The sequence below is a fragment of the Lacimonas salitolerans genome (assembly GCF_042677865.1).
Taxonomy (GTDB): domain Bacteria; phylum Pseudomonadota; class Alphaproteobacteria; order Rhodobacterales; family Rhodobacteraceae; genus Lutimaribacter; species Lutimaribacter salitolerans.
The window spans coordinates 26,998-53,557 of sequence record NZ_JBHUDD010000059.1; the positions used below are offsets into that span (position 1 = coordinate 26,998).

General features: G+C 64.5%; 31 protein-coding genes. 14 read left to right on the forward strand and 17 right to left on the reverse strand.

Going from position 1 to position 26,560, the window contains the following annotated elements:
• Positions 1–21: 21 nt before the first annotated feature.
• Genes ACFTOW_RS11875 through ACFTOW_RS11895 form a run of 5 tightly spaced genes read left to right on the forward strand, consistent with a single transcriptional unit; the run spans position 22 to position 5,066 of the window.
• A complete protein-coding gene (locus tag ACFTOW_RS11875) occupies positions 22–750 on the forward strand; it encodes a transglycosylase SLT domain-containing protein (RefSeq protein WP_379915935.1) in 729 nt (242 codons plus the stop codon).
• On the forward strand, positions 750–2,840 hold the full coding sequence (gene flhA / locus ACFTOW_RS11880) for a flagellar biosynthesis protein FlhA (RefSeq protein ID WP_379915937.1): 2,091 nt from the start codon (positions 750–752) through the stop codon (positions 2,838–2,840). Before ACFTOW_RS11875 ends, flhA begins: the two co-directional genes overlap by 1 nt.
• A complete protein-coding gene (locus tag ACFTOW_RS11885) occupies positions 2,837–3,607 on the forward strand; it encodes a flagellar biosynthetic protein FliR (protein WP_379915939.1) in 771 nt (256 codons plus the stop codon). The genes flhA and ACFTOW_RS11885 overlap by 4 nt, the downstream gene beginning before the upstream one ends.
• Positions 3,607–4,689 (forward strand): EscU/YscU/HrcU family type III secretion system export apparatus switch protein, encoded by a 1,083-nt coding sequence (locus tag ACFTOW_RS11890; protein WP_379915941.1) that lies wholly within the window; start codon positions 3,607–3,609, stop codon positions 4,687–4,689. The genes ACFTOW_RS11885 and ACFTOW_RS11890 overlap by 1 nt, the downstream gene beginning before the upstream one ends.
• A complete protein-coding gene (locus tag ACFTOW_RS11895; RefSeq protein WP_379915943.1) occupies positions 4,686–5,066 on the forward strand; it encodes a hypothetical protein in 381 nt (126 codons plus the stop codon). Before ACFTOW_RS11890 ends, ACFTOW_RS11895 begins: the two co-directional genes overlap by 4 nt.
• Before the next feature lie 8 nt (positions 5,067–5,074).
• On the opposite strand, the gene ACFTOW_RS11900 is transcribed toward ACFTOW_RS11895, so the two are convergent.
• Genes ACFTOW_RS11900 through ACFTOW_RS11940 form a run of 9 tightly spaced genes read right to left on the reverse strand, consistent with a single transcriptional unit; the run spans position 5,075 to position 9,623 of the window.
• Positions 5,075–5,554, reverse strand: coding sequence for a flagellar basal body-associated FliL family protein (locus ACFTOW_RS11900; RefSeq protein ID WP_379915945.1), 480 nt, complete (start codon positions 5,552–5,554; stop codon positions 5,075–5,077).
• Positions 5,555–5,568: 14 nt separating this feature from the next.
• A complete protein-coding gene (gene flgH / locus ACFTOW_RS11905) occupies positions 5,569–6,300 on the reverse strand; it encodes a flagellar basal body L-ring protein FlgH (RefSeq protein ID WP_379915947.1) in 732 nt (243 codons plus the stop codon).
• Positions 6,297–6,716 carry a flagellar basal body P-ring formation chaperone FlgA gene (gene flgA, locus ACFTOW_RS11910; protein ID WP_379915949.1) on the reverse strand — a complete coding sequence of 140 codons (420 nt, stop codon included), beginning with the start codon at positions 6,714–6,716 and terminating at the stop codon, positions 6,297–6,299. Before flgA ends, flgH begins: the two co-directional genes overlap by 4 nt.
• Positions 6,716–7,501 (reverse strand): flagellar basal-body rod protein FlgG, encoded by a 786-nt coding sequence (gene flgG, locus ACFTOW_RS11915; RefSeq protein WP_379915951.1) that lies wholly within the window; start codon positions 7,499–7,501, stop codon positions 6,716–6,718. Before flgG ends, flgA begins: the two co-directional genes overlap by 1 nt.
• A 15-nt stretch (positions 7,502–7,516) precedes the next feature.
• On the reverse strand, positions 7,517–8,230 hold the full coding sequence (locus ACFTOW_RS11920; protein WP_379915953.1) for a flagellar hook-basal body complex protein: 714 nt from the start codon (positions 8,228–8,230) through the stop codon (positions 7,517–7,519).
• An 18-nt stretch (positions 8,231–8,248) separates the two neighbouring features.
• Positions 8,249–8,515: a flagellar biosynthetic protein FliQ gene (locus ACFTOW_RS11925; RefSeq protein WP_379915955.1), complete on the reverse strand. Its 267-nt coding sequence runs from the start codon at positions 8,513–8,515 to the stop codon at positions 8,249–8,251.
• Positions 8,516–8,518: 3 nt separating this feature from the next.
• Positions 8,519–8,806, reverse strand: a complete 288-nt coding sequence (gene fliE / locus ACFTOW_RS11930) for a flagellar hook-basal body complex protein FliE (RefSeq protein ID WP_379915957.1) — start codon at positions 8,804–8,806, stop codon at positions 8,519–8,521.
• A 28-nt stretch (positions 8,807–8,834) separates the two neighbouring features.
• A complete protein-coding gene (gene flgC, locus ACFTOW_RS11935; RefSeq protein ID WP_379915959.1) occupies positions 8,835–9,224 on the reverse strand; it encodes a flagellar basal body rod protein FlgC in 390 nt (129 codons plus the stop codon).
• A 12-nt stretch (positions 9,225–9,236) separates the two neighbouring features.
• Positions 9,237–9,623: a FlgB family protein gene (locus ACFTOW_RS11940; RefSeq protein WP_379915961.1), complete on the reverse strand. Its 387-nt coding sequence runs from the start codon at positions 9,621–9,623 to the stop codon at positions 9,237–9,239.
• Between the two features lie 83 nt (positions 9,624–9,706).
• Here ACFTOW_RS11940 and ACFTOW_RS11945 point away from each other — a divergent pair, with 83 nt between their 5' ends.
• Positions 9,707–11,050 carry a FliI/YscN family ATPase gene (locus tag ACFTOW_RS11945; protein ID WP_379915963.1) on the forward strand — a complete coding sequence of 448 codons (1,344 nt, stop codon included), beginning with the start codon at positions 9,707–9,709 and terminating at the stop codon, positions 11,048–11,050.
• Between the two features lie 6 nt (positions 11,051–11,056).
• Here the strand turns inward: ACFTOW_RS11945 and ACFTOW_RS11950 are convergent, their stop codons facing one another.
• The 6 genes from ACFTOW_RS11950 to ACFTOW_RS11975 all read right to left on the reverse strand — a co-directional run bounded on the left by ACFTOW_RS11950 (position 11,057) and on the right by ACFTOW_RS11975 (position 14,795).
• Positions 11,057–11,860, reverse strand: coding sequence for a DUF1217 domain-containing protein (locus ACFTOW_RS11950; RefSeq protein WP_379915965.1), 804 nt, complete (start codon positions 11,858–11,860; stop codon positions 11,057–11,059).
• Positions 11,857–12,261, reverse strand: a complete 405-nt coding sequence (gene flbT, locus ACFTOW_RS11955) for a flagellar biosynthesis repressor FlbT (protein ID WP_379915967.1) — start codon at positions 12,259–12,261, stop codon at positions 11,857–11,859. The genes ACFTOW_RS11950 and flbT overlap by 4 nt, the downstream gene beginning before the upstream one ends.
• Positions 12,261–12,635 (reverse strand): flagellar biosynthesis regulator FlaF, encoded by a 375-nt coding sequence (flaF, locus tag ACFTOW_RS11960; RefSeq protein WP_379915969.1) that lies wholly within the window; start codon positions 12,633–12,635, stop codon positions 12,261–12,263. The genes flbT and flaF overlap by 1 nt, the downstream gene beginning before the upstream one ends.
• Positions 12,636–12,713: 78 nt before the next feature.
• Positions 12,714–13,952 (reverse strand): flagellin N-terminal helical domain-containing protein, encoded by a 1,239-nt coding sequence (locus ACFTOW_RS11965; protein WP_379915971.1) that lies wholly within the window; start codon positions 13,950–13,952, stop codon positions 12,714–12,716.
• Positions 13,953–14,179: 227 nt separating this feature from the next.
• Positions 14,180–14,530: a flagellar biosynthesis protein FlgN gene (locus ACFTOW_RS11970; RefSeq protein ID WP_379915973.1), complete on the reverse strand. Its 351-nt coding sequence runs from the start codon at positions 14,528–14,530 to the stop codon at positions 14,180–14,182.
• Entirely contained in the window at positions 14,523–14,795 is a 273-nt protein-coding gene (locus tag ACFTOW_RS11975; RefSeq protein ID WP_379915975.1) for a rod-binding protein, read from the reverse strand. The genes ACFTOW_RS11970 and ACFTOW_RS11975 overlap by 8 nt, the downstream gene beginning before the upstream one ends.
• Positions 14,796–16,754: 1,959 nt before the next feature.
• On the opposite strand from ACFTOW_RS11975, the gene ACFTOW_RS11980 reads away from it, so the two are divergent.
• The 3 genes from ACFTOW_RS11980 to ACFTOW_RS11990 all read left to right on the forward strand — a co-directional run bounded on the left by ACFTOW_RS11980 (position 16,755) and on the right by ACFTOW_RS11990 (position 18,770).
• On the forward strand, positions 16,755–17,141 hold the full coding sequence (locus ACFTOW_RS11980; RefSeq protein WP_379915977.1) for a flagellar hook-length control protein FliK: 387 nt from the start codon (positions 16,755–16,757) through the stop codon (positions 17,139–17,141).
• Positions 17,142–17,152: 11 nt separating this feature from the next.
• Positions 17,153–17,824 (forward strand): flagellar hook capping FlgD N-terminal domain-containing protein, encoded by a 672-nt coding sequence (locus ACFTOW_RS11985; protein ID WP_379915979.1) that lies wholly within the window; start codon positions 17,153–17,155, stop codon positions 17,822–17,824.
• Between the two features lie 97 nt (positions 17,825–17,921).
• The gene (locus ACFTOW_RS11990; protein WP_379915981.1) at positions 17,922–18,770 is read left to right on the forward strand and encodes an aminoglycoside phosphotransferase family protein; all 849 of its coding nucleotides are present in this window, start codon (positions 17,922–17,924) and stop codon (positions 18,768–18,770) included.
• On the opposite strand, the gene ubiB is transcribed toward ACFTOW_RS11990, so the two are convergent.
• Entirely contained in the window at positions 18,755–20,290 is a 1,536-nt protein-coding gene (gene ubiB / locus ACFTOW_RS11995; protein ID WP_379915983.1) for a 2-polyprenylphenol 6-hydroxylase, read from the reverse strand. The two genes, ACFTOW_RS11990 and ubiB, sit on opposite strands and share 16 nt — an antisense overlap.
• A complete protein-coding gene (gene ubiE / locus ACFTOW_RS12000) occupies positions 20,290–21,042 on the reverse strand; it encodes a bifunctional demethylmenaquinone methyltransferase/2-methoxy-6-polyprenyl-1,4-benzoquinol methylase UbiE (RefSeq protein WP_379915985.1) in 753 nt (250 codons plus the stop codon). Before ubiE ends, ubiB begins: the two co-directional genes overlap by 1 nt.
• Positions 21,043–21,130: 88 nt before the next feature.
• Between ubiE and mutM the strand changes: the two genes are divergently transcribed.
• The 5 genes from mutM (at position 21,131) to dnaN (ending at position 26,554) form a co-directional block, all read left to right on the forward strand.
• Positions 21,131–21,982: a bifunctional DNA-formamidopyrimidine glycosylase/DNA-(apurinic or apyrimidinic site) lyase gene (gene mutM / locus ACFTOW_RS12005; protein WP_379915987.1), complete on the forward strand. Its 852-nt coding sequence runs from the start codon at positions 21,131–21,133 to the stop codon at positions 21,980–21,982.
• A gap of 65 nt (positions 21,983–22,047) precedes the next feature.
• On the forward strand, positions 22,048–22,824 hold the full coding sequence (locus tag ACFTOW_RS12010; protein ID WP_379915989.1) for an enoyl-CoA hydratase: 777 nt from the start codon (positions 22,048–22,050) through the stop codon (positions 22,822–22,824).
• A 271-nt stretch (positions 22,825–23,095) separates the two neighbouring features.
• Complete coding sequence (gene rpsT, locus ACFTOW_RS12015; RefSeq protein WP_379915991.1) at positions 23,096–23,359, forward strand: 30S ribosomal protein S20; 264 nt, start codon at positions 23,096–23,098, stop codon at positions 23,357–23,359.
• 529 nt (positions 23,360–23,888) lie between these two features.
• A complete protein-coding gene (gene dnaA / locus ACFTOW_RS12020) occupies positions 23,889–25,259 on the forward strand; it encodes a chromosomal replication initiator protein DnaA (protein ID WP_379915993.1) in 1,371 nt (456 codons plus the stop codon).
• 176 nt (positions 25,260–25,435) lie between these two features.
• Positions 25,436–26,554: a DNA polymerase III subunit beta gene (dnaN, locus tag ACFTOW_RS12025; RefSeq protein ID WP_379915995.1), complete on the forward strand. Its 1,119-nt coding sequence runs from the start codon at positions 25,436–25,438 to the stop codon at positions 26,552–26,554.
• Positions 26,555–26,560 lie beyond the last annotated feature (6 nt).

Genomic DNA, 26,560 nt, shown 5'->3' on the forward strand with positions numbered 1-26,560 from the left:
AAGAACACGGCGGAGGACAGGATGAGCAGCAGAACACGGTTCGATCAGTCGAAGACGCAAAGTCGAACTCTGCGCGTGATCCTCGGCCTGACCCTGTTTTTCTCCGCCTCGGCGCCCCATGCCGAAACCACCTCAGGTCTGTGCGACCGGGCTGCTCAGGCAGCTGCGCAGGACACTGGGGTGCCGATTTCGGTTCTGCGCGCCATCACCCGGACCGAGACCGGGCGCAGCCGTGGCGGGATGCTGGCGCCTTGGCCATGGACGGTCAACATGGAAGGGCAGGGGGTCTGGTTCGATACGCTCGACGAAGCCAAGGCCTATGTCTTTCGACACTTCAAGCGCGGTGCGCGCAGTTTCGATGTGGGTTGTTTCCAGATCAATTATCGTTGGCACGGCGATGGTTTTCGCTCGATCGACGAGATGTTCGATCCCTTGGCGAACGCGCTTTACGCGGCGCGTTTCCTGCAGGACCTCCATGCCGAAACCGGCGACTGGACAAAGGCGGCAGGCGCATACCATTCGCGCACTGAAACCCATGCGCAGCGCTACGAGGCCCGGTTCACCGAAATCCTTGCTGATCTTGCGACGGATCCTGACAGGCCCGCGATCCTCGCACAGACGGCGGTACGCCAGAACCGGTTTCCATTGCTGAGGTCGGGACAGGCCCATGGGAGCAACGGGTCGCTGATGCCCGGAAGTGCCGGGCCTGTCCGCACTTTCATCGATTTCGGATCAGAGGAGCGTGGGTGATGAAAACCGGACTGACGATACAGGCAGTCTTTCAACCGACAATGCTGCTGGCCATGGCGCTTTTGGCGGTGATCGTGATGATGATCCTGCCAATGCCGGCCTGGGTTCTGGACATCGGGCTGGCGGTTTCGTTTGGTCTGGCGATCCTGATCTTCACGGTGACCCTTTTTGTCGAAAAGCCGCTGGATTTCTCGGCATTCCCCACCATCCTTCTCGCGTCACTTATGCTGCGCCTGTCACTGAATGTATCGTCCACCAAGCTGATCATCGGTGAGGGGCATACGGGCACGCGTGCCGCAGGCGGCGTGATCGAAGGCTTTGCCAATTTCGTCATGGGCGGCAGCCTTTTTCTGGGGCTCGTTGTCTTTGGCGTTCTGCTGATCGTGAATTTCATGGTGATCACCAAGGGTGCCGGTCGCATGGCCGAGGTGGGTGCGCGGTTCGCGCTGGACGGCATGCCCGGCAAGCAACTGGCCATCGACAGCGATCTGTCCGCGGGTGCCATTGATCACGCCGAGGCGCGCGCACGCCGCGAACGTGAGCAGCAGGAAACCACGTTCTTCGGGTCGCTGGACGGTGCCTCCAAATTCGTCAAGGGTGACGCGTTGGCGGGGCTGCTGATCACCTTGCTGAACCTGATCATGGGCCTTGTCATGGGTCTTGTCGTGCATGATCTGCCACTGGGAACCGCGTTTGAAACCTATGCGATCCTGACCGTGGGCGACGGGTTGGTCACGCAGATCCCAGCAGTCATCATCTCGATTGCGGCCGCACTTTTGCTGGCGCGCGGCGGCACCATCGGGGCAACTGACACCGCGCTGACAGCACAACTGGGCCGGTACCCGGCCGCCTTGGCCACAGTTGCCGTGATGATGGTTCTGTTCGGTCTGGTGCCCGGGTTGCCTTTCGTCCCCTTCGTTCTGGGTGGGGTGGTGCTGGGCTCGGCGGCGGCTCTGGTCCTTCGCCGCAAGACCCGCGAGGGACAGACCATGCTGGATGTCCAAAAGGACGAGGTGCCTGCCCCGCAGCCGCTGGGCGATGTGCTGGATCTTGATGATATCCACGTGGAATTTGCGCCCGATCTTGTGAACATGGTGCTGGACGCCGGCACCGGGCTGGACGTCCGCATCGCCAATATGCGCCTGCATGTGGCCAAGTCCTTTGGCCTGATCCTGCCGGAAATCAGGCTGACCGATGACGCGGCTTTGCCGCCGGGCACCTACGTGATCAGGATTCAGGGTGTAGAGCAGGTGCGCGCGCGGCTGTTTCCGGACAGGGTGCTGGCGTTGATGCCCGAGGGCAATGCCGCCATGCCCCCGGGAGAAGACGTTGCCGAGCCGGTGTATGGCGCGCCCGCGCGCTGGATTGCCCAAAGCGCGCGCGAGAAACTGGCGCTGGAAGGCGTGACCATCGTTACCCCGGCCGAGGTTCTGGCGACGCATCTTCTGGAAACGATCAAGCGCAACTTTTCGCGTCTCCTGTCGCTCAAGGCCCTGCGGCGCCTTCTGGACGAGATGGTGAACCTGTCGGATGCGACGCGATCCGAGGCGAACCGCAAGATGCTGGACGAGATGATACCGGATCGCGTGCCCATCGACCTGCTCCACCGCGTCACTCGCCTGTTGCTGGACGAGCAGGTGTCGATCCGCAACCTGCCCCTGATTCTCGAGGCAACTGGCGAAGCGCGCGCCGGGGGTCTAACCACGCCCGACGCGATCTGCGAACACGTCCGCCAACGGCTGGGCTTTCAGCTGGTTTCCGGCCTAAAGCGGACGGATGGCACGCTTCCGCTGATCCAGCTTGCGCCCGAATGGGAGGATACGTTCGCATCCTATCAGGTTGAAGGGGACCGCGGCGCGCTGGATATCGCCCTGCCACCCGAGATCTTTGCCAGGCTGACCGACGGCGTGGCCGCGAAGCTGACAGATGCCGCGGAACGCGGGGTTTATCCGGCACTGGTCACCGCGTCGCGTCGCCGTCGGTTCCAGCGCACGGTTCTGGCGGCCAAGGGCCTCGGCACGCCTGTGCTCTCGTTCGAGGAAATCGGCGTCGATGCCCAGCCGGCGCTTGTCGGCACGGTCGCGGCATGATCGAGCAGGCTGCGGCCTTGTCCGGTCTGACACAGGCTATGATCTGGCATGGCTTCGCGGTGTTCCTCCGGGTGGGTGCGCTGATTGCTTTGCTGCCCGGGTTTGGCGAAACATCCGTCCCCGTACGGATAAAGCTGGGCCTGGCGCTTGCCTTTACCGTGCCTGTGGCGGCTGTGGTTCCGCCTTTTTCCGGTGCACCCGATCTGTCGCGACTGGCGACGCTGGTTCTGACAGAGACGCTGGCGGGGACGCTGCTTGGCCTGTCCTTGCGGCTGTTCGTTCTGGGCCTTTCAGCCGCCGGGTCAATCGCGGCGCAATCCACCTCGTTGTCGCAGATGTTTGCCTCGGCCGGGTCCGACCCGCAACCCGCGATGGCACATGTCCTGGTGCTTGCCGGGCTGGCGCTGGCGATGATGACCGGCCTGCATGTCAAGGCCGTCAGCTTTGTCATCCTGTCCTATGATCTTTTTCCGCCCGCGCGCCTGCCCGATCCCGCTGTCGTGTCAACTTGGGGCATCGGCCTGGTCTCGCAGATGTTTGCGCTGGCCTTTTCGTTGGCCGCGCCGTTCGTCATTGTATCAGTGCTGTACAACCTGGCGCTCGGTGCCATCAACCGGGCGATGCCGCAACTGATGGTGGCCTTCGTCGGTGCGCCGGCCATCACCTTTGGCGGGCTTGCCCTGCTCATGTTGCTGTCGCCGCTGATCCTGCAGGTCTGGCTGGCCGCCATCGATGCCTTCCTGATCGCACCGCACGGGGCACCGTGATGAGCGCGCAGGAGGACGATGCCGAGAAATCCCACGAACCGTCGCAGCGCAAGCTGGATGAGGCCCGCAAGAAGGGTGAGGTTGCCAAGTCGCAGGATCTGTCGGTCGCGGCAGCCTATGGCGGGCTGTTGCTGGCGTTCCTTTTGACCGGCCTGCACGGGGTCGACCGTCTGGGCACCGCGCTCCAAAGCCTGATTGCACGCGCCGATAACTGGAGCCCAATATTCTTCGACGGCGCGGCCAGTGCACCGACCCTCGGGTTGATCGGCGCGGTCGCCGGGGCGGTCGCTCCCTGGTTCGCGATCCCGACGGCGGCGGTGCTGTTGACGGTGATTGCGCAGCGCGCCTTTATCGTGGCCCCGACCAAGCTGGCCCCGAAACTGAACCGCATTTCCTTGATCGCCAATGCCAAGAACAAGTTTGGCCGCAGCGGGCTGTTCGAGTTCGCCAAGAGCTTTGCCAAGCTGGTGATCTACTCCACCGTGCTATTCGTCTTTCTGAATGCCCGTCTGGAAGAGATGTCTGCCACTGTGCAGGCGGATCCCGGCGTGGCGATGGCGATCATGGCGCGGCTGTGCATGGAGTTCCTGCTGATCGCCTTGCTGGTGGCGCTGATGATCGGCGGCGTGGACTACCTGTTCCAGCATCACGAGCATCTGCGCAAGAACCGCATGTCACACAAGGAAATGCGCGACGAGCACAAGGAAACCGAAGGCGACCCGCAGATGAAGCAGTCGCGCCGCCAGAAGGCGCAAGAGATCGCCTCGCGCCGGATGATGCAGGATGTGCCAGGCGCGGATGTGATCATCGTCAACCCCACCCATTATGCCGTCGCCCTGAAATGGAGCCGCGCGCCCGGTACCGCGCCCGAATGCGTGGCCAAGGGCGTGGACGAGATTGCCAGAACCATCCGTGATATCGCACTGACGCATGGGGTGCCCGTTCATTCCGATCCGCCCACCGCGCGCGCGCTGTTCGCAACGGTCGAGATTGGGCAGGAAATCACCCCGGACCACTATCGTGCCGTGGCGGCTGCGATCCGTTTTGCTGATGTGCTCAAGCAAAAGGTGCGACGCAGATGACCGACCGTTACGCGGATCTGGCGCGGTTGACCGGCATGGTCTACCGCCAGCGACAAGCCGAGTTGCAGGCTTTGCGCGCCGAAGAACACAAGCTGCAAGAGGCAATGATGGCATTGCGCGACAATCGCCGCGCCTCGGCACAGGCGGATCACGCCGATCCGGTGCGCCAAAGCCTTGGGGCCGACATCTTGTGGCAGGGCTGGCTGGATGCGCGCCAGCGCGAGCTGAGCATCGAGATGGCGCGCCTGCGTGCTCGGCGCGAACCGGTCGAACAGCGGTTGCGACTGGCCTTCGGACGCGACCAGGTGGCGCAGAAACTGCATGAAAGAGCCGCGCAGGCAGAGCGTGCGCGGCGGGCCGCAAAGCAGCAGGGCTGACGGTGTGATCAGACGTCTTGCCGCGCGATGTCGGTGATCAGCACATTCGTCACGTCCCCCCCCATCACGCCCTGCGCCGCATCCAGCAGGGCCTGGCGCAGCGAATCCATGTTGCCGGATGTCGTGAAAGCGCCCCGAAACCCCCCGACGTTGGCGTGATCAAACAGCACCTGCAGGAAAACGTCGCGCAGTTTCGGCTCGCGGGCGAACACCGCGTCACTGGACCCTGCCCTGGCTTCGAGGCTGAGCGACAAGACCACCATGGATGCGACCCGTTCGCGGTCGACCACGGGCACGACAAACTGGTTGTTCAGCTTGACGTATTCCGGCTGCACCGGCGTGCTACCCGGGGTGATCTGTGCGGTTTCAACGGGTTTGCAATCAGGCAGCGAGGCCTGCTCGGACGTGTCCGGGCGCAAGGCCAGCCCCGCGCCGACACCGCCGCCGACACCGACAAGCACCAGCAGGATAGGAAGGATTTTGCCCATGATCGGCCTCCTGTTCAGAACGGCAACACGGCGTCCAGCACCTGTTGGCCATAGCGGGGTTGCTGCATGTCGGAAATCTGTCCGCGCCCGCCATAGGACACGCGCGCCGAGGCGATCTTGTCATAGGTCACCTCGTTCTGGCGCGAGATGTCCTCGGGGCGGATGTAGCCGGTGACCAGCAATTCGCGCATCTCGGCGTTGACGCGCACTTCCTGACTGCCGGAAACCGCCAGGACCCCGTTCGGCAGCACCTCGGTGACGGTGGCCGCGACACGCAGCGTCAGCTTTTCGTTGCGCCGGACCGATCCACTGCCGGAACTGGACGAGGTGGACGAGATCGACACCGCATCGGCCATCGACGCGCCGTCGGGCAATTTGTCGTCGATCCGTTGCGGGATGCCGAACAGGCTGGGCAGGCCCAGGCTTTCCGATCCGTCACGCGCCCGCTGGGTGTTGTTCGAGATCTCGGCCTTGTCGTCGATCTCGATCACCACGGTCAGGATGTCGCCGCGTTGCATGGCGCGGCGGTCGCCCAGCAGCGATTGCCGACCCGCCCGCCAGAGCGAGGCCTGATCGACCGGGCGCAGCATCTCTTGCCTCAGCGGCAGGCCGGGGCTGAACATCGCCTGATGATCGGCGGTGTCCTGGATGGGCGTGAAACTTGGGGCCTTGCCCAGGTGATCGCCCCGTCCGCAGGCGGCGATCAGCGCAAGAGCGGCAAGGGCGGGCAGGGTTCTCGGCGTCATTTCATACCTTCCACAAGGACAGAACCATCGGGTTGCACCCTTCCGGTCACCGGGTTGCGCGAGCTCAGGTTCAGCACGCGGATCAATTCACCAGCACCGGCGCGGGCCAGCGCCCGTGCCTCGGTCTCGATGCGTAGAATGGTGGAATCGTACACCAGCGGGACGATCTGGTTGCGCTCGACGACCGCGGGCGGGCCGATGTCGCCGGGGCGCAGGGGGCGGCCCGCATAAACCGTCACGCGGGTTTCCTGCCCGATCACTTGCGCGGGATCCGACAGGCCGGTGTCGGGCCCGTCGCGCAGGATCAGATCGGCACCCGTCACGATGGTCTGCGCCCGCAAGGTGCGCGCGGCCACCAGCATGTCGGCCTGCGCGGGCGCTGCGGCCAGCAAGGGGATCAGCCAGACCCAGCGCATCACCGCACCTGCACCGTGGCACCCAGCATCTGGTCGGCGGCGGATATGACCTTGGAATTCAGCTCGTATCCCCGCTGTGCCTCGATCAACTCGGTGATCTCGCGCACCGGATCGACCGAGCTGTCCTCAAGATAACCCTGCCGCAGCGTGCCCAGCCCGTCCTGACCCGGCGCCGCGACCAGCGCAGGCCCCGACGCCTCGGTCTCGGTGAACAGGTTCGACCCGATCGCCTCCAGCCCCTTGGGATTCGTGAACCCGACAAGGTTGAACTGCCCCAGAAGCTGCGCCTCGGCGGCAAGATTGAAATAGGCATAGACCTCGCCATCGGCATTGATCGAGACCGAGCGCGCATCGGCGGGGATCACGATTTCGGGCTGCACGGGAAAGCCGTCCGATGTCACGATCAGCCCGTCGCCAGTGCGTTTCAGCCCGCCATCGCGGGTGTATCCGGCCTGCCCGCCGGGCAGCGTGACCTCAAGATACCCCAGCCCGTCGATGGCAACATCCAGGTCGCCGCCCGTCTGGCTCAGCGCGCCCTGCGCCAGGTTGACCGACACCGACGATGGGCGCACGCCCAGCCCCAGTTGCACGCCGGTGGGCAGCACCGTGCCATCGGCGGCATTCACGGTGCCTGCGCGCGCGGCCTGCTGATAATGCAGGTCGGAAAACTCGGCCCGGCGCGCGTTGTAGCCGGTGGTCGACATATTGGCGAGGTTGTTGGAAATCGTTTCAACCCGCATCTGTTGGGCGGACATGCCCGTGGCTGCGATCTTCAAAGCGCGCATTGCGGCCTCCTGCGGTTAACGGATGAATGTCTTGACGGCCGAGCGGATGCGCTCGTCCTCGGTTTCCAGGAATTTCTGACCCAGCTCATAGGCGCGCTGCACCTCGATCATGCGGGCGATCTGGCCCAGCGGATCGACGTTCGATCCTTCCAGAAAGCCTTGCAGGATGCGCGCCTCTTCGACCGGTTCGATCCCGTCCTCGGACCGGAACATGACACCATCCTCGCGGATCAGGCTGTTGGGGTCGGCGGGACGAAACAGGCCGATCTGGCCCAGTGGCTGGCCATCGCTGCTGATCGTGCCATCGGCGGAAATGCCCAATGCCCCGGCATCGGGCGGCACGAAAATCGGTGCGCCCCCCGCATCCAGCACACGAAACCCGTCAGGGGTGACAAGATCGCCCTCGGCATTTGGGGTGAAACTGCCCGCGCGGGTCAGCCGCTCGCCCCGAGGCGTTTCGATCAGGAAGAATCCCTCGCCCTCGATTGCCAGATCAAAGCGCCCGTTGGTCTGGGTCAGCGCGCCCTGCATCAGCGAGGTATTGCGCACATTCGCCGTGGCCATCGACAGCGACGGCCCGTCCGTCACGCGTTTTACATGCTCGGCAAAGATCAGCCCCTCTTGCCGGAAACCGGTGGTGGCCATGTTGGCGATATTGTTCGCCACCACCCGCATTTCGCGCATCAGCCCGGTCTGCCGGGTCAGCGTGGTATAGCCTGTATTGTCCATATCCTGCTCTTTTTCGGGTCAGCCGCTGATCATCAGCGGCACAAGCGTATCTTGAAAGAAACTGACCAGCGTCTGGGTCATGAAGCCCATCGAGATCCAGTAGACGATCACGATGGCCGCCAGTTTCGGCACGAATGTCAGGGTCATTTCCTGGATCGAGGTCAGCGCCTGAAACAGTCCCACGACCAGCCCCGCCACCAGCGCCACGGACAGGATCGGCACCGAGATGATCACAGCCACCCATAGCCCCTGTCGCACCGTGTCGTAAAAGACGCCCTGATCCATGTCTCAGACCGGCATCCGCAGGATTTCCTGATAGGCCTCGACCACCTTGTCACGCACCGCCACGGCGGCATCGACGGCCAGTTCGGTCTGAGTCAGGGCCTGCACCAGCGCGTGCGGATCGGCCTCGCCGGTCATCGCGGCCTGGGCCGTCGCCTCGGTCTGTTGCAGCGTCGCGGTGAAATCGCGCGCCAAGTTCAACGCGGTCTCGCCCGCGCCTGTGCCGGGTTGCGGTTCGGTGGCGGGACGCGCGGCGGCATAGTTCTGCCCGGCTAGGGCGGCAATGGTCTGCATCTGGGGTCTCCTTTGGGGTTAGCCGGCTTTACCGGCGCAGCAGGTCCATCAGGGCGGTGGACATCTGCCTGGTCTGGTCGAACATTTTCAGATTCGCCTCGTAGCTGCGTTGCGCTTCTCGCGCGTCCGCGATCTCGATCACCAGATCGACGTTGGAACCAAGAAAATGCCCGGTTTCATCCGCCATCGGGTGCGAGGGGTCGTAGATCCTGTCAAGCTCGCTGCGGTCCAGCTTTACGCGGCCGGTGCTGACCGAGCTTACACCGTCGCGCTGCATCTCGGCCTCGAACGGGATCGCCTTGCGGCGGTATCCGGGGGTGTCGGCATTGGCGATGTTCTCCGACACGTGGCGCAGGCGCTGCGCCTGTGCGGTCAGACCGCTTGCCGATACCGACAGGGATTTTGAAAAATCGCTCATATCATGTGCTCCTTACCGGCGGCCGACCGTGCTGCGCAGGATGGTCAGCGCGCTTTTGTAGATCGCCAGCGCGCGGTCATGCTGGCGCTTGGCATCGACCGCATGCAGCATCTCGTGCTCCAGTGTGACGGCGTTGCCATTCGGGTTGGTGTCATTGCCGCTGCGCTCCATGGCGGCCAGCGATATCTGCCCCTGCACACTGCCGTTCAGGTGCTGCCCCCGGGTGGCGCGCAGATCGACGCGATCGGGTGCCACCATGTCTGCAAAGGCGCGCAGGTCGCGCGCCTTGTAGCCGGGCGTATCGGCATGGGCGATATTCTGGGCGATCGTGGCCTGACGTGCACCGGCATGGGTGGCCATGGCGTGTGACAGGCGGAAAATCTGCAAATTCGCGAACATCCGGGCTTCTCCCTCGGTAACTACACCGATGTTTAACCCCGATTCCTTTAGAAACGGTTTTCAACAGATTATCGGAGAGTGCGATGCCCCAGACCCAGCTATCCCCCCTGTTGTCCGACCTGCAATCGCTGTCCTGCGTGCGCGATGTCGGGCGCGTGACAGGGGTTTCCGGTGGGCTTGTCCGCGTTCAGGGTCTGGGCGCGCTGGCCCGCCTTGGCGACCGGTTGCGCCTTGTGCGGCGCGACGCGCCCCCGCTTGAAGGGGAGGTCGTGCAACTGGCCGAAGGGCATTTGACGATGCTGCCCGAGGATGGGCTGGCGGGTGTGTCCCTGGGTGACCGGGTCGTGCTGGCCGGGGCGGCGCGGATCGCACCCTGCGACGGCTGGATCGGGCGGCTGATCGATCCGATGGGCCGGCCGCTGGACGGGCGGCCGCTGCCCGCAGGTGATACGCCCCGCGATCTGCTGGCCCCGCCGCCCCCCGCCGCACAGCGTCGCGGGCTTGGTCCGCGTCTGGGCACAGGGATGCGGGTTTTCAACACGCTCTTGCCACTGGTGCAGGGGCAGCGGATGGGCCTGTTTGCCGGGTCCGGGGTGGGCAAGACGCGGCTGCTGGGGCATCTGGCGCAGCATGTGCAGGCCGATGTGGTGGTCATCGCCCTGATCGGCGAGCGTGGGCGCGAGCTGGGCGAATTCGTGCATCGCGTGCTGGGGCCTGACGGCATGGCGCGGGCGGTGATCGTGACCGCCACCTCGGATCAGTCGCCGTTGCTGCGCCGCCGCTGCGCCTGGACGGCGATGTGCGTGGCAGAGCATTTCCGCGATGCCGGGCGTCAGGTGCTGCTGCTGGCCGATTCGATCACCCGCTTTGCCGAGGCGCATCGCGAGATCGCCGTTGCCGCGGGCGAGGCGGCGGCCCTGCGCGGCTATCCTGCCTCGACCGCGCACACCATCATGGCGCTGGCGGAACGCGCCGGGCCGGGCACGCAGGGCATGGGCGATATCACCGCGCTGTTCACCGTTCTGGTCGCGGGCTCGGATATGGAGGAACCCGTGGCCGACATCCTGCGCGGGGTGCTGGACGGGCATGTGGTGCTGGATCGAAAGATCGCGGAACGCGGGCGGTTTCCGGCCATCGATCTGCCGCGCTCGGTTTCGCGCAGCCTGCCCGAGGCCGCGGACGAGGCCGAAAATGCCGCCATCTCCGAGGCGCGCCGCCTGCTGGGGGCCCATGACGAGAACGAGATGATGATTCGCGCGGGTCTTTATGCGGCAGGCAGTGATCCGCTTCTGGATCGTGCCATCGGTATCTGGCCCGAGCTTGACGCTTTCCTGGCCGAAACCGAAAGCCAGGGCATCACCGACAGCTTTGCACGGCTGCGGCTGCTGTTGCGCCGCGCCGGGAGTCAGACCGGCCGATCCGGTTAGGCCGGATCAGAACAGCCGCGGCATCGATTGGAGCAAGGTCAGCGCAAGCGCGCCTGAACTGGGCACCGCGGTTTCGGCCACCTGCGCGCGCAGCAGATAGCGCTGGATCAAGGCCTCGCGCGTCTCGGGTCTGGCCAGATCGGCAAAACTCTCGACGCCCAACTGGCCGCGCGCCTTGTCGCTGAAGACTTCCCGCTGCCTGTCCAGATCAAGCTGACCAAAGCTTTTGGGAAGGCCCAGCGCCACTTCGAACACCTCGCGCAGGGGGCCGGTGCCCATGACGCGGAACCATTTCGTGGCGTCGCTGCCCTGTTCGGACACGATCTGCGGCAGTTGACGGTCCGCATTCAGGGCCAGCCGCATGGCGTTGTCCTGATCGCCCACCGCCAGTTCGAACGCCTGCTGGCGATACTGCGCCACGATCTTTGCGCCAAAGTCGCTCAGCTTGGTGTTGGGAACGGGGAAATCACCGAATCCGAACCCATTGGACAGACGCTTGTAGCGATCATCGGCCAGCTTGTTCGACAGTGCCTTTGGGTCAAGCGTGCCATCCTCCAGGACCTTGCGGATGAAGAACCGGTTGTCGATATCGTCCTGCAGGCCATAGGCCCCAAGGGCTACGCGCAGCAACCGGCGGTCGCTCACCAACTGCTCGGCACTGTCGATCTGGCCGATCTTTTCCAGAAAGTAATCGGTGTCGCGGGCGATCTGGACGCCCTGGTTGAAGGTTTCTGTCTGCGTCGCCATCGTGCGCTGCAAGAAGCGCCAGCCGACCAGACCGCCTGCGGGGATGACCGGCTGAAAGCTCATCGTGTGGATGCCGCCAGCAGGCGGTCCTCGCGCGGGATCAGACGGCGCAGCGCCTTGAGGCAATGGTAGTACCGCCGGGCAATCAGCGCCTCGGTCGCGGCGGCCAGTTGCGCGCGGCTGTCAGGGTCGGTCAGCACCTGGCTCAGCTCCTCGATCCGGCGCAGCAATTGCTGCTGCGCATCATCCGGGTCCATATCGCCGGACAGGACAAGCTGCGCGGCATAACAGACGCGGCGCACGGGGGTGCGGGCCTCTTCGGGATGGATCGCATCGCGCAGACGCAGGATATGCGCATCCGGTGTCATGATCGCCAGCCGCGCGCGACGGTCGCCGTTCTCGATCACGGCCCCGTTGACCAGCACGCGTTCCTTGGGGTTGAGTTTCAGGACAAGTCCGCTCATCACGCTGTGCCTTCCTTGCGCAATCCGCGCATGACGGTGGTATTCACCTCGATCAGCGGTGCGACCGGCGCTGCGCCGCGCAGAACCTTCCGGCTGTGAGCTTCGGTGAATTCGGCCAAGTAGAACAGGCGCGCGCGCAGGTCAGCCGGCAGCGCATTGTCGGTGTCGGCCACGGCTGCGGCCAGCGTGACCCACAGGCGGCGATTGTCATGCAGCGCCTCGGCCAGTTTGGCAAATCCGCGGGTGCCTTGCCGGGCCGCTCCGGCCATGCGATGCGTGATACGGGCAAACGCTTCGTATTCCACGCCGCGCGGGGTGCGGATCGGGGTGGCTTGTGATTGATAGGCGCGCTGCGCCAGACGTTGGGTGTTCACGTCTGTTCCTTCCGGGTTGCGATGCTTTGGGGATCGGATGCCGGGGGCGCGGTGAAACGCCCCCGGTCACTTCCGGATTTAGCGGAAGAGCGACAGGATGCTCTGCGGGGCCTGGTTGGCGATCGACAATGCCTGGATACCAAGCTGCTGCTGCACCTGCAGCGCCTGCAACCGGGCCGAGGCTTCTTCCATATCGGCATCCACCATGGTGCCGATCCCCGACCGCAGGGCGTCGGTCAGGCCGCTGATGAAATCCTGCTGGATTTCCAGCCGCCCCTGAACCGAACCAAAGGCCGCACCAGCGTCGATCGAGGTCTGGATCAGGCCTTCGATGCCGGCCAGCGCCGCTGCGGCACCTTCTGCCGATGTCACATCGAACTCTTCCAGCAGGTTCAGACCCCCGCCAGCCGTACCGCCCGTGGTGCGGTTGACGTCACCGGCCGCGATGCCTGTGATCGCGGCATCGGTGTTGTTGGTCACGTTGATGATGGCCGGATCGGTATCGCTGATCGAAAAGGTGACATCGGCCCCTTCACGCGCCGCGACAAAGTTCAGCCGGTTGACCATTTCCGACGCGACCGAGGCGGCAGTGTCACCCTGACGCACCACATAGCTGACCTGATCCCCGGCGGCGACCGCCGTGCCGGCCATGCTTTCGATGTTGTAGGTCGTGCCATAGGTCACGTTGGCCGGTACGACGGTCATGAAGGCCGAAGTGCCACCCGCAGCAAGGGAAGGAATGGCCGTGGCTGCCGTGCCGCCCGCTGTCGTGCCGTCGGTTGCAGCACCGACACCAAGATCGGCCTTGGTCACATCGATTTCGCTCGATGCGACGCCGCTGCCGCTGCGATCCAGCGAGGACAGCACGCTGATCTGGTTCGACCCGGGTGCCGCCACAGCGGTTTCGGTGTTCGACAGCAGGTTCAGACCGTTGAACTGCGCGGCCTTGGTAACCGCGTCGATCTGGCTGCGCAGGGCCGCGATATCGGTCTGGATCTTGTCGCGATCCACGTTTTCTTCCTGCGAGGCAACGACCTTGCCCTTGATCTCGGTCAGCAGGTCGGTGACCGTTTCCGCGGCCTGACGGGCCACCGCGACGGTGGACTGGCCCAGGCTCAGGCTGTCCTGAATGCCCTTGAAGCCCTTGACGTCCGATTCCATCACCTTGGAAATGGCCCAGACAGCGGCGTTGTCCTTGGCTGTGGCCACGCTTTTGCCAGTCGAAATCTCGTTCTGGGTCGTGGCAAGGTTCTTGTTGATCGACTTGAGCGTTTGCAGCGTGACCATGGCGCCGTTGTTGGTCAGAATGCTCGACATGAGGTGTTCCTTTGGTCTGAAAGGCGGTTTCCGCCCGTTTGGGTATCCCGTCCCGCGACGCGGGCTCGGGGCGACCGTCTTCTGACGTTTGCGGGACTGGCCCTTGCCATCCCCGCGCCACCCGGAAGGTGCGCCGCCAAACTGGCGTTCAAACCGCTAAAAGAACCTTAACTTGCCCCGCCGATTTCCACCGCATTTGACTGAACATCGCGCCGAATTTGACGGGCTCAGGCGCGCCGTTCGACCTGCGGACGGGTCAGCCCTTCGATGCTCTGTCTGCGCCCGCTCTGATCATAGGTGTTGAGCGTGTTGCGCACGTCGCGCAGGGCCTGCAGGCGGCTGGCCACGGCGCGGATTCCCTCCAGCGCGCTGTTGAGCAATTCCTGATTCCGCGCGGCCTTGGCTTGCAGACCGTCCAGACGGGTGTGTTCATGGCCCGACACCTGTGTCAGCAGACGTTCCTTTTCATCGGCCAGCCGTCCCAACCCTTCGATGTCGCCTGCCAAAAGCGCCGCGCGCTCGCGATCCAGCAGATCCTCCAGCGCATCGCAGATCATGTTCTGTGCGTCGTCAGTCATCCTGTTTCTCCTTCAGGGCGTTGAAAATGGTTTCGGCCAGGCCGATTCCCCCGCGTTCAGCCAGCGCGCGCGCCTGTTCGCGCACCAGGAACGATGAAAACTGATCCTCGCCTGCGCCGCCGCCGAATCCGTCGGGCGATTTGCCAAGCCCCGCCGACGTCAGCATTTCCGCCAGGAAACTCGCCTCAAGCTCGGTCGCGACCCTGCGCAGGCGGGCGTTGTCGGGCGGTGGCGCTGTGGGCGAAACCGGGGGCAGGTCGGTCATTGGCGGGCTTCCTTCAATTCGACGGATTTTTCCGATCATGCCTGTCGAGCGGTAAAGAACCGGTAACCAACACCCCCCATAGTCCCGGTGATCCAGAACGGAGCAGCCATGATACCCCTGATCCCCCCCATGCCCGGGGCACTGCCCCCGAACGCACCCCCTGCCGGCGGCCCCAGGATGCCGGATGGCCGCGCATTTATGGATGCGTTTTTGGCGCTGGCAGAGGATGACGCGGACAAACCGACCACCATGACCCTCGCACCGCACGACACCGAAGAGGACGAGCCAAAACCAAAAAACGAACACGCCGTCGGGTCGGACACCCCGGATGCCAAGCATCAAAACACAGGGCAGGAGCAGCCGGATTTTTCCGCACGGGCACCGAGAATGTCAGGGGCGCGCGCCCGGGATGCGGATGAATCGCCCCTTCGACCGCATGAAAAAGGCCCGGAAATCGTAGATCCGGTTGGAAACCCGCCCGACACGCCCCCCCGTGGATCGGAAATACCCGCAGTCGCCACACAGTCGGCTAGTGTGGCGGCACCGGATCGTCCATCGCCTCAGCCCGCCAGACCCGTCGCTGCGCAACGGGCAGATGCGCCGCGGCAACAAACACCCCTTTTGCGCCCCAGGCAATCAAGCCCGCCGCCGCGCGTGGATATACCGGTCGGAGCCGCGCATTGGACAGCGACGATCCCTGCCACACAAGATCAAAAAACCGGCCATGCCCGGCCTTCCGACGTCCCGGCCCACCACCCTCGCATCGGCGCTTTCACCCCTGCACCCAACCGGCCACCCTCGTCAGAGCTGGTCAAGGTCGATACTCCCACCGGCGGACGCCCTCCCACCGTACTGAAAACGCCGAACACCACGGGCAGAGGGCCGGGCAAGGTCGATGTGGGCGCCGGGCCCGTACCTAGCCCTGCTGAGCGCCTTGAAACCAGCCAGACAGTCGCGCCCCAGTCGCGCAGCGTATTGACCCAAGACACTGTTACTCCGACCATCAAGGGCGTGGATCAACCTGCCGAAACCCCTTCGCCGGGCCAACGCCTCGCAACTCAGGCGCAGCTTCACCCTTCTGCAACATCAACCGTGCGCAAGGCGGTCGAACCCGATCGCGCCGCCCGCGGTTCTGTTCCGCGTTCCGCAGGTGAGGTCAATTTACCGCTGACAGCAAACCCGGGCATGACTGTCGAACCCGACCCGTCCACGGTTGCCCGATCGGCGCCGAACAGCGCAGAAACAATCAGACGTGACCTGCCGACACGTGATCAGATGCCTGATGCACCAGCTCTGGCCGAGCCGCGACCTGCACCCGACCCCAGTGCCCCATCCAGGATGGCAGAAGCGGTTCCGCCCGACCCACGCCCGCAACTCTCGGCACAGGGTGACGTGCGGGACCAGTCCCGTGCTGGCACGGTCGGGTCGCCACACGGAAGGCCCTTGCCAGAACGGGGCATCCCGAATGCCGCGCCCATACAGCCAGAGTCGCTGAACGTCACCGTGGCGGCTCCTCGGCAAGCCCCGGCGCAGTTGATGGCCGGTGTGTTCGACCCGCTGCAGCGAACGGCCGTGCAACCTGAATCGACGCAACCCTCCGTTGGACCCCAGCCGCTGCTTTCGGCAGGCAGCCCCCCACAGGAGTCCATCAGGCCACAACCACCAGGCCCGGACCGGCCAATCCAGCCCGAATTCCCGCCGCACCCAACGGCCCCGCGTGACCTGTCGAGCCGCGCCACCGCAGCCACGCGGCCGCAGCCCTATACTGTCGGGCAGGTGCCCCTTGCCATGCCGCAGACCGGTGCGACAAGCCGGCGGGAAGGGACCGGTCCTCTCGCGCCTGATGAGGACAGGCTTGTCACCGGATCAATTGGCATCGCAGATGGCCCGGCCGAACGCGCTGCTCTTACCGCTTCCGCGCCGTCCATCGACCCTGCATCGCGACCGGGCACCGCCGCCATGGGTCAGCAGATCGCCCGCCAGATCGCCGATGCCGTGCCGCGCAATGGCGATGCGGCGCTGGAAATCACCTTGCATCCCGAAGAACTGGGGCGTCTGAAACTGACCCTTGTGTCGGGCGAGGGCGTGCCGGTGCTGCATGTTCTGGCGGACCGGCCCGATACGATGGACCTGATCCGCCGCCATATCGACCTGCTGACGCGGGAATTCGCGGCGCAGGGCTTTGCCGGGCTGGATGTCGCGCTGGGCCAGGACCGCCGCGCGCAAGGCCAGTCACGGGGTCAGTCTGCGGCCTCCGGACCCGATGCGGCGCTGACCGCTGCCGACCCCGCCCCAACCCCGCGCCCCGCGATCTCGCAGGGTGGCGGCCTTGATATCCGTCTGTAAGGAGACCCCAGATGACCGAACTTTCCGGCATACAGCCCGCGTTTTCAGCCGCGTCGGCAAGCCAAAGCACGCCCTCTGTCGGGGCAAAGGCCACGCTCAGTTCTGATTTCGAGACGTTTCTGAAAATGCTGACCGTGCAGATGCAGAATCAGGACCCTCTGAACCCGGTCGATTCGTCGGATTACGCGGTGCAACTGGCCACGTTTTCCTCGGTCGAGCAGCAGGTGCTGACCAACGATCTGCTGGGCACTCTGGTCGGCCAGTCCGGCGCTGGGCTGGACAAGCTGGCCAATTGGGTCGGGATGGAGGTGCGCGTGCCCGGCACCGCCAGCTTTGATGGCAAGCCCATCGCGGTCTGGGCCGAACCTGCGCCGGGGGCCGATCGCGCCTTTCTGGTGGCACGTGACAGCTACGGAAACGAGATCACGCGCCACCGCGTCGCAGGCGATGGCGGTCGGCAGGACTGGTCGGGCAACCTTGAGGCGGGGGGCACCGCGCTGCATGGCACCTACACGTTCGAGGTGGAAAGCCAGACCGCCGATGGCACCGTGATCGACAGACGGCCGGCAGAAATCTACACCACGGTGGTCGAGGTGCAAAGCACTCCGCGTGGCCTGCGACTGGTCACTGGCGGTGGCGATCTGGTCGCGGCCAGCGCGGTGACGGCCCTGCGCCAGCCCTGATGCTTGTTCCGCAGGCGGAATGGCAGTAGCGTCCTGCGCTGATGCCAGCCGACCGGAATGACCCAGCGTGACCAGACCTGCCCCATGCTGTCCGCCCATGGCGGACGACCCGGCCTTGCGCGGGTGGGTGACGCAGAACGCCGCGTGGCACCCGTTGCCCGGTGGGCGCACCAACGACCTCTGGCGCGTCGTGACGTCGGACTGCGCGCTGGTGGTCAAACTCTATCGCCCGGCACAGGCCTCGCCTCTTTTTCCCAACGATCCGGTGGCCGAGGCTGCCGCCTTGCGGCATCTGCATGGTCGGGGTCTGGCGCCCGCTTTCGTGGCGCTGGTGGACACGCAATACGGCACCTGTCTGATCTATCGCCATGTGACCGGCGCACCGGGGGCTGTTGCGCCTGCCGATCTGGGCCGGGTTCTGGCGCGGCTGCATCGCACAACACCCCCGGCCGGGTTGCGACGCATCCCTGCGGGCAGCGCCGCGATACTGGCGCAGGGTGACCGGATGCTGGCGGCCTGCACCGGTGCGGGTGATCTGTTGCAGCTCAGGCCCGCCATCGACCTGCCCGCCGCCGATCCGGTGTTCCTGCACGGCGATCCGGTGCCCGCCAATGTGATCGCCACTGCCGATGGTCCTGTCCTGATCGACTGGCAATGCCCCGCGATCGGTGACCCGCTCGAGGATCTGGGGCTGGCCCTGTCACCGGCCATGCACCATCTGTATGGCATGGGGCCGCTGACCGCCGCGGCGCGCGATGCGCTGCTGGCGGGCTATGCAAATCCGGCGGTCGCGCACAGGTATCGCGCGATGGCCCCTGCGCTGCACTGGCGCATGGCGGCCTATTGCCATTGGCGATTGCAGCATCGCGGTCACACCGGGCAGGACGAAACCGCCCTGCGGCTGGAGGTCGAGGCGCTGAAAGCCGCCGCTCAGTCCAGCAGATAGATCAGCGCGGCCATTGCCACCGCCCCGCCCGATGCGCTCAGCCCCGCACCCAGCCACAAAAGCCACGTTTCGCGTGTCGCGGGCGGTTCGGGCGGCAGCGCCTGCCGGATCAGCGCCGCCTCGACCAGACCGGGCAGGCGCGGGCCGAACCGGGCCAGCACCATCGCCGTCTTGCCCAGATCGCGCGCCAGCGCCTTTGGTCCGATGGATTGGCGGATGTAATTCTCGACGACCGGCTGCGCCACTTTCCAGATGTTGATCTGCGGGTTCAGCGACCGCGCCACCCCTTCGACCACCACCATGGTGCGTTGCAGCAGGATCAGCTCGGTCCGGGTTTCCATGCCGAACCGTTCCGTCACCTCGAACAGGTAGCTCAGCAAGCGGCCCATCGACACCTTGGTGGCATCCAGCCCGAAAATCGGCTCGCCCACCGCACGCAGCGCGCGGGCGAACTCGTCGACATCCTGGTCGGCGGGCACGTATCCCGCCTCGAAATGCACCTCGGCGACGCGTTTGTAATCCTTGCGGATGAAGCCATACAGGATCTCGGCATAGACGCGGCGGGTGTATTCGTCGATATGGCCCATGATCCCGAAATCATAGGCGATGATGTCGCCATCGGGGGCCACCTTGAGGTTGCCCTGATGCATGTCGGCGTGAAAGAAACCGTCGCGCAGCGCGTGGTTCAGGAACAGTTGCAGCACCCGTTCGCCCAGCACCGCGCGGTCATGCCCGGCCGCGTCCAGCGCCGCGTTGTCGCCCATCGGCTGCCCCTCGGCCCAGCCCATGGTCATCACCCGTCGGCCCGAATGGGGCCATTTGATCTCGGGCAGGGTAAAGCCTTCGTCATTGGCGGTGTTGGCGGCGAACTCGCTGGCCGAGGATGCCTCGAGCCGCAGGTCAAGCTCGCCCATGACCACGCCCTCGAAATGGGTGATCACATCCATCGGGCGCAAGCGTCGCGCCTTGGGGCCCAGCAGTTCGATCACCGTGGCGGCCAGGTAGAAGGCGTCGATATCCTTGCGAAAGGCGCGTTCGATGCCGGGACGCAGCACCTTGATCGCCACCGCCTCGCCGGTGTCGCGCACCCGCGCCTTGTGCACCTGCGCGATCGAGGCTGCGGCGACAGGCTCGCTGATCTCCATGAAAATGTCGTCGGCAGGCACGCCAAGCTCGGTTTCGATGCTGCGCTTGGCCTCGGCCAGCGAGAAGGGTGGCAGCTTGTCCTGCAGCACCCGCAACTGGTTGGCCAGCTCGTCGCCCACCACGTCGGGCCGGGTCGAGAGCACCTGACCGAACTTGATATAGGCCGGGCCCAGCGCCGACAGCGCCCGGGTGGCGGGCGGCATGCCCGGATCGCCCTTGTAGCCCAGCCAGCGAAACGGCCAGACCACGCCGCGCAACACGATGCGCAGGGGGCGCGGCGCGTCCAGCGCATCCATCACCGCGCGCATCGCACCCGTGCGCTCCAGCGTGGCGCCGGTGCGGATCAACCGCCAGAGGTTGTGGGGTCCGCGCATCAGATCTTCCAGCCGGAGTGCAGGCAGGCGATCCCCATGGACAGGTTGCGATACTTGGCATTGCCGAATCCCGCCGCGCGCACCATCCCCAGGAACGTGTCCTGATCGGGGAACTTGCGAATGGATTCGACCAGATACTGATAGCTGTCGCGATCGCGCGCGATCACCTGCCCCATGCGCGGAATGATGTTGAACGAATACAGGTCATAGACCTTCTGCATGATCTCGTTCGGGATCTGGCTGAACTCCAGCACCATCAGACGCCCGCCGGGGCGCAGCACGCGGAACGCCTCGTTCAGCGCCTCTTGCGGGCGGGTCACGTTGCGGATGCCAAAGCTGATCGTGTAGGTGTCAAACGTGTTGTCGGCAAAGGGCAGGGCCATCGCATCGCCCACAACCCAATCCAGGTTGTCGGCCTGCTGTTCGGCCTCGGCCCGCTTGCGGCCCTCGATCAGCATCGGCTCGGTCAGGTCCAGCACGGTGGCATGGGCGCGGCCTGCCCGCTTGAGGTAGCGAAAGGCGATATCGCCCGTCCCGCCCGCCACGTCCAGCAGCCTTGTGCCGGGGCGCGGGGCCAGCCAGTCCATCATCGCATCCTTCCAGATGCGGTGGATGCCAAAGCTCATCGCGTCGTTCATCACGTCGTATTTCGAGGCCACCGACCCGAACACGCCGCGCACGCGCCCGGCCTTTTCGGATTCGGGGATGTCCGTGAACCCGAAATGGGTGGTTTTCTGGGTCTCGTCGCTCATGGGGCTTGCCGTTCCTTTGCCTGTGCCCTTCTTATAGGGCGCTGAGGGGGCGCTGCAATGCGCCCTTCTGTCTTACAGGAGTATGTGCATGCCCGAACTGCCCGAGGTTGAAACCGTCCGAAGGGGGCTTGCCCCGGTGATGGAAGGGGCGGTGATCGCGCGCGCGGATGTCAACCGCCCCGACCTGCGCTGGCCGTTTCCGCCCGACATGGGCCCGCGGCTGACCGGTCGGCGGGTGCAGGCGCTGCGGCGGCGGTCGAAATACATTCTGGCCGATCTCGATTCGGGGGAAACCCTGCTGATCCACCTTGGGATGTCGGGGCGGATGCTGGTGTCCGGCGATCCCTTGGGCATTTTTGTGCACGAACACCCGGCAACGGAAAAGCACGATCACGTCGTGTTTCACATGGCCAACGGCGCGCGCGTCACCTTCAACGACCCGCGCCGCTTTGGCGCGATGGACATGATGCCGACCGCCGGGGCCGACACCCACAAACTGTTGGCGGCCCTCGGGCCCGAACCGCTGGGCAACGGGTTCAGCGAGCCGCATCTGGTGGCGGCGTTGCGCGGGCGCAACACGCCGGTCAAGGCGGCGCTGCTGGATCAGCATGTCGTGGCCGGTCTGGGAAATATCTATGTGTGCGAGGCACTTTACCGGGCCCGTATCCATCCGGCGCGCAAGGCCGGGCGCATCTCGGCGGCGCGGGTGGCATCGCTGGTGCCGATCATCCGGCAGGTGTTGACGGATGCCATCGCGGCAGGCGGATCATCCCTGCGCGATTTCCGGCAGGCCGATGGTGAACTGGGGTATTTCCAGCACGCTTTCGATGTCTATGGCCGCGAGGGTCAGCCCTGCCGCACACCCGGCTGTCAGGCCAGGATCGCGCGCATCGTGCAATCGGGCCGATCCAGCTTCTACTGCACGTCATGTCAAAGATAGCTTGAACCGGGGCGCAAGGGTGGTAATCGTGTCGGACTAAGCGAAACAAGCGAAAGCGAAACTTCATGGCCTATGAGACGATCATCGTCGAAGTAGAAGACCACGTCGCCCTCATCAAACTCAACCGTCCTGATGCAATGAATGCCCTCAACGGCCAGTTGCTGAGCGAGCTGGCGGATGCGTTGTCGGCGGCGCAGGACAATGACAAGGTGCGCTGCATCGTGATCACCGGCAGTGAAAAGGCATTCGCCGCCGGGGCCGACATCAAGATGATGAGCGACAAGAGCTTTGTCGACGTGTTTGCAGGTGACCTTTTCACCACCGAAACCGAGGCCATCGCCCGGGTGCGCAAGCCGATGATCGCAGCGGTCTCGGGCTATGCGCTGGGCGGCGGCTGCGAACTGGCCATGATGTGCGATTTCATCATCGCCTCGGACACGGCCAAGTTCGGACAGCCCGAAATCAACCTCGGCGTCATGGCCGGCATCGGCGGCACCCAGCGCCTGACCCGCGCCATCGGCAAGGCCAAGGCGATGGACATGAACCTGACCGGGCGATTCATGGACGCCGAAGAGGCCGAGCGCGCGGGCCTGGTCAGCCGCATCGTGCCCTGCAAGGAGCTGATGAAGGAAACCATGGCCGCCGCGGGCAAGATCGCCGAGAAATCGATGATCACGGCGATGGCGGTCAAGGAATCCGTGAACCGCTCGTTCGAGACCTCTCTGCGCGAAGGGATGCTGTTCGAACGCCGGATGTTCCACGCGCTGTTCGCCACCGATGACCAGACGGAAGGCATGGCTGCCTTTCTGGAAAAACGCACCGCGCAGTTCCGCGACCGCTAAGGCGCGTCTGCCGCGCATGGGCCCGAACCCCGCCCCGGTTTCCGGTGGCGGGGTCTTTCATGCGTGGCCGTCTGCACGGGATGTGTATGGTTTGTGCATGGCTCGTGCCCGGCGTTTTTGCGGTTTTCTTTCGCGGCGGAATACGCTATGCGCCATCGCCATACATGCGTGTGCAGCCCGCTCTGGCTCGAATCGAACCGGCCTTCTGGCTGCCGGGTCGGGTTTGCATTGCAAGACACATATCGAACCCGAAAGACAAAGGTCAGACATCATGGCAAATACGCCCCAGTCCAAGAAACGCGCCCGCCAGAACGAACGCCGCACCGCCGTAAACAAGGCGCGCCGCTCGCGCATCCGCACATTCCTGCGCAAGGTCGAAGAGGCCATCGCCTCGGGCGACAAGGAAGTCGCAACCGCAGCCCTGCGCGCCGCCCAGCCTGAACTGATGCGCGGCGTGACCAAGGGCGTGTTCCACAAGAACACCGCCTCGCGCAAGATTTCGCGCCTGTCGGCACGGGTCAAGGCGCTCGGCTGACGTTTGCCGCACAGCACCGGTTTTTAAAGGGCGTTGCAGTTTTGCAGCGCCTTTTTTCATGTCTGCAAAGGATTCAAAGACCTGCTGCGGGTGCCAAGGATTCTTTTCCGGGTAATCCAGAGTCAAGCGCGAAGAACAGTTGCCGCTGGCTTCGCCAACTTGGTAACTTTGGACCTGCGAGTCACATCGCCTTGGGGGGACAGGTTAATGCCCATGCATGCGGAACAGGCGCATGTGAGGGCTTGAAGGGAAGACCGATCGCGCATCTGCCGCGCGAAACGCATTCTCTGCGGCTGCTTCTGCGGCCCGACCCGTCCAACATTCTATACGGTCTGTGGGCCGCTGCGTCGTTTTGGGGTGGGAACCTCCTTACGGGCAGCGCCACGCGCCGAACCAGAAAAAGCGGCCCGTTAAAGGGCGGCGACAGGCTGAGCAGTGTCAGCAGGGTAGTGATTTTTTGTGTGCGCTTCGCGGTTGGACAGGCCGCGAAGCTTGATGGAACGAATAGCGGCGAGCAAACGGGGAAAAGATGACGCAGGAACAATGGGGGCAGTTGCGCCAGAACTTGTTGGGGACAGTAGGCAAGAACAACTTTGCGAACTGGATCGAACCGATCGAGTTCTCGGATATCGCGGATGGCGTGGCGGTGTTCAACGTGCCCACCAGTTTTCTGGGCAATTATGTTTCGCAGAATTTCGGGGATCTGATCCTGCATCAGCTTCACACCGCGGGTGAACATGTACGCCGCCTGAAGTTTCAGGTGGCTGCCAATGACAATCCCGGGTCTGCGACCCGGACGCGGCCCGCTGCTGCCGCCGCACGCGCGGCACCTGCGGTCAGCACCGTGCAGGACGACATGCTGCCAGGCGCGCCGCTGGACGAACGATTCACCTTTGACACCTTCGTGGTCGGCAAGCCGAACGAGTTGGCTCATGCCGCCGCCCGCCGTGTGGCCGAGGGCGGGCCAGTCACGTTCAATCCGTTGTTTCTGTATGGTGGTGTGGGGCTGGGCAAGACGCACCTGATGCACGCCATTGCGCATGAGTTGCAGACCAGGCGCCCCGATCTGAATGTCGTCTACCTGTCGGCGGAACAGTTCATGTACCGTTTCGTTCAGGCCCTGCGCGACCGCCGCATGATGGATTTCAAGCAGTTGTTCCGTGCGGTCGATGTGCTGATGGTCGATGACGTGCAGTTCATAGCCGGCAAGGACAGCACGCAGGAAGAGTTCTTTCACACCTTCAACGCGCTGGTGGACGGTCACAAGCAGATCATCATTTCCGCCGACCGTGCCCCGGGCGAGATCAAGGACCTGGAAGATCGCATCAAGAGCCGCCTGCAATGCGGGCTGGTGGTCGATCTGCATCCCACCGACTATGAATTGCGGCTGGGCATCCTGCAATCCAAGGTCGCGCTGTTCCGGGCGCAGTATCCCGATCTTGTGCTTTCGGATGGCGTGCTGGAATTTCTGGCCCACCGGATCAGCACCAATGTCCGTGTCCTCGAAGGCGCGCTGACACGGCTGTTTGCCTTTGCCAGCCTTGTGGGCTGCGAAATCAACCTGGACATGACGCAGGATTGCCTGGCCGACATCCTGCGCGCATCCGAGCGCAAGATCACAATCGAGGAAATCCAGCGCCGCGTGGCCGAGCATTTCAACATCCGCCTGTCCGATCTGGTCGGGCCAAAGCGCGTGCGCAATTTTGCGCGCCCTCGTCAGGTGGCGATGTATCTGTGCAAACAGTTGACCAGCCGCAGCCTGCCGGAAATCGGCCGTCGTTTTGGCGGGCGCGACCACACCACCGTGATGCATGGCGTCAAGCGCATCGAAGAGCTGCGCGTGCAGGATGGCCAGATCGCCGAGGATATCGAAATGCTCCGCCGAACGCTTGAGGCGTGACCGCAACGCCCCGCTTTAGATCGAAAATCGCAGAACTCCGGGGCGGGCGCTGGCCCGCCCTTGACGCTTTGGTGTTTTCCCCCGACAACCCTATAAAACGCTTGCGAGGGCAGGGATTTGCGGTACCGTGCCCCTCCCGGCGACAGACCGGCACGACGGGATAAGGAACGAGGATCATGAAGTTCAGCATCGAACGCGGCACGCTGCTCAAGGCCGTATCGCAGGCGCAATCCGTGGTAGAGCGGCGCAACACGATCCCGATCCTGGCCAACGTGCTGATCGAAGCCGAGGGAGAGACAGTGCATTTCCGGGCCACCGATCTGGACATCGAGGTGGTCGACAAGGCCCCCGCCCAGGTCGAGCGCGCAGGGGCCACGACGGTCGCTGCAGTGACCCTGCACGAGATCGTGCGCAAGCTGCCTGATGGCGCGCTGGTCACCCTGTCCGATGACGGTGCGAACGGGCGGCTGTCGGTCACGGCGGGCCGGTCGCAGTTCAATCTGGCGACCCTGCCGAAAGAGGATTTTCCGGTGATGGCATCATCGGAGTACAGCGCGAATTTCACCGCGCCGGCGCCCGTGTTGCGTCGACTGTTCGACAAGTCGAAATTTGCCATTTCCACCGAAGAAACCCGGTATTACCTGAACGGTGTCTACATGCACGTCGCGGATGCCGACGGGGGCCGCGTTCTGCGATGCGTTGCCACCGATGGTCACCGGCTGGCCCGGATCGACGCCGATCTGCCCATGGGGGCCGAGGACATGCCCGGCGTGATCGTGCCGCGCAAGACCGTGGGCGAGATGCGCAAGCTGCTGGATGATGACGAGGCCAAGATCGCCGTGTCGGTCTCGGAAACCAAGGTGCGGTTCGCCACGCCCTCGATCACCCTGACATCCAAGGTGATCGACGGCACCTTCCCCGACTACACCCGCGTGATCCCGACCGGCAACACCCGCAAGATGGAGGTGGATGCCAGCGAGTTCGCCGCCGCGGTGGATCGTGTGGCGACCGTCAGCTCGGAGCGCTCGCGCGCGGTCAAGCTGCAACTGGACGAGGATCGCCTGATCCTGTCGGTCAACGCACCTGACAGCGGTGCCGCCGAGGAGGAGCTGGCCGTGGCCTATGGTGACGAGCGGCTGGAGATCGGATTCAACGCGAAATACCTGCTGGAAATCGCCAGCCAGGTCGATCGTGAAAACGCGGTGTTCATGTTCAACTCGTCGGGCGATCCGACCCTGATGCGCGAAGGCAACGACACCAGCGCGGTCTATGTGGTCATGCCGATGCGGGTGTGACGCCGG

Bases quoted from the DNA above. Each gene is read 5' to 3' on its own strand.
- ACFTOW_RS11885 (WP_379915939.1), top strand. From the start codon at position 2,837: ATGATCGAGCAGGCTGCGGCCTTGTCCGGTCTGACACAGGCTATGATC.
- flgC (WP_379915959.1), bottom strand. From the start codon at position 9,224: ATGAGCGATTTTTCAAAATCCCTGTCGGTATCGGCAAGCGGTCTGACC.
- ACFTOW_RS12010 (WP_379915989.1), top strand. From the start codon at position 22,048: ATGGCCTATGAGACGATCATCGTCGAAGTAGAAGACCACGTCGCCCTC.
- mutM (WP_379915987.1), top strand. From the start codon at position 21,131: ATGCCCGAACTGCCCGAGGTTGAAACCGTCCGAAGGGGGCTTGCCCCG.
- ACFTOW_RS11940 (WP_379915961.1), bottom strand. From the start codon at position 9,623: ATGTTCGCGAATTTGCAGATTTTCCGCCTGTCACACGCCATGGCCACC.
- flgG (WP_379915951.1), bottom strand. From the start codon at position 7,501: ATGCGCGCTTTGAAGATCGCAGCCACGGGCATGTCCGCCCAACAGATG.
- ACFTOW_RS11890 (WP_379915941.1), top strand. From the start codon at position 3,607: ATGAGCGCGCAGGAGGACGATGCCGAGAAATCCCACGAACCGTCGCAG.
- ACFTOW_RS11975 (WP_379915975.1), bottom strand. From the start codon at position 14,795: ATGACCGACCTGCCCCCGGTTTCGCCCACAGCGCCACCGCCCGACAAC.
- flgH (WP_379915947.1), bottom strand. From the start codon at position 6,300: ATGACGCCGAGAACCCTGCCCGCCCTTGCCGCTCTTGCGCTGATCGCC.
- rpsT (WP_379915991.1), top strand. From the start codon at position 23,096: ATGGCAAATACGCCCCAGTCCAAGAAACGCGCCCGCCAGAACGAACGC.
- ACFTOW_RS11990 (WP_379915981.1), top strand. From the start codon at position 17,922: ATGGCGGACGACCCGGCCTTGCGCGGGTGGGTGACGCAGAACGCCGCG.
- fliE (WP_379915957.1), bottom strand. From the start codon at position 8,806: ATGCAGACCATTGCCGCCCTAGCCGGGCAGAACTATGCCGCCGCGCGT.
- ACFTOW_RS11980 (WP_379915977.1), top strand. From the start codon at position 16,755: ATGGGTCAGCAGATCGCCCGCCAGATCGCCGATGCCGTGCCGCGCAAT.
- ubiB (WP_379915983.1), bottom strand. From the start codon at position 20,290: ATGCGCGGACCCCACAACCTCTGGCGGTTGATCCGCACCGGCGCCACG.
- ACFTOW_RS11895 (WP_379915943.1), top strand. From the start codon at position 4,686: ATGACCGACCGTTACGCGGATCTGGCGCGGTTGACCGGCATGGTCTAC.
- flhA (WP_379915937.1), top strand. From the start codon at position 750: ATGAAAACCGGACTGACGATACAGGCAGTCTTTCAACCGACAATGCTG.
- dnaA (WP_379915993.1), top strand. From the start codon at position 23,889: ATGACGCAGGAACAATGGGGGCAGTTGCGCCAGAACTTGTTGGGGACA.
- ubiE (WP_379915985.1), bottom strand. From the start codon at position 21,042: ATGAGCGACGAGACCCAGAAAACCACCCATTTCGGGTTCACGGACATC.
- ACFTOW_RS11970 (WP_379915973.1), bottom strand. From the start codon at position 14,530: ATGACTGACGACGCACAGAACATGATCTGCGATGCGCTGGAGGATCTG.
- ACFTOW_RS11900 (WP_379915945.1), bottom strand. From the start codon at position 5,554: ATGGGCAAAATCCTTCCTATCCTGCTGGTGCTTGTCGGTGTCGGCGGC.
- ACFTOW_RS11875 (WP_379915935.1), top strand. From the start codon at position 22: ATGAGCAGCAGAACACGGTTCGATCAGTCGAAGACGCAAAGTCGAACT.
- ACFTOW_RS11925 (WP_379915955.1), bottom strand. From the start codon at position 8,515: ATGGATCAGGGCGTCTTTTACGACACGGTGCGACAGGGGCTATGGGTG.
- ACFTOW_RS11950 (WP_379915965.1), bottom strand. From the start codon at position 11,860: ATGAGCTTTCAGCCGGTCATCCCCGCAGGCGGTCTGGTCGGCTGGCGC.
- ACFTOW_RS11965 (WP_379915971.1), bottom strand. From the start codon at position 13,952: ATGTCGAGCATTCTGACCAACAACGGCGCCATGGTCACGCTGCAAACG.
- flbT (WP_379915967.1), bottom strand. From the start codon at position 12,261: ATGAGCGGACTTGTCCTGAAACTCAACCCCAAGGAACGCGTGCTGGTC.
- ACFTOW_RS11985 (WP_379915979.1), top strand. From the start codon at position 17,153: ATGACCGAACTTTCCGGCATACAGCCCGCGTTTTCAGCCGCGTCGGCA.
- flgA (WP_379915949.1), bottom strand. From the start codon at position 6,716: ATGCGCTGGGTCTGGCTGATCCCCTTGCTGGCCGCAGCGCCCGCGCAG.
- ACFTOW_RS11920 (WP_379915953.1), bottom strand. From the start codon at position 8,230: ATGGACAATACAGGCTATACCACGCTGACCCGGCAGACCGGGCTGATG.
- dnaN (WP_379915995.1), top strand. From the start codon at position 25,436: ATGAAGTTCAGCATCGAACGCGGCACGCTGCTCAAGGCCGTATCGCAG.
- ACFTOW_RS11945 (WP_379915963.1), top strand. From the start codon at position 9,707: ATGCCCCAGACCCAGCTATCCCCCCTGTTGTCCGACCTGCAATCGCTG.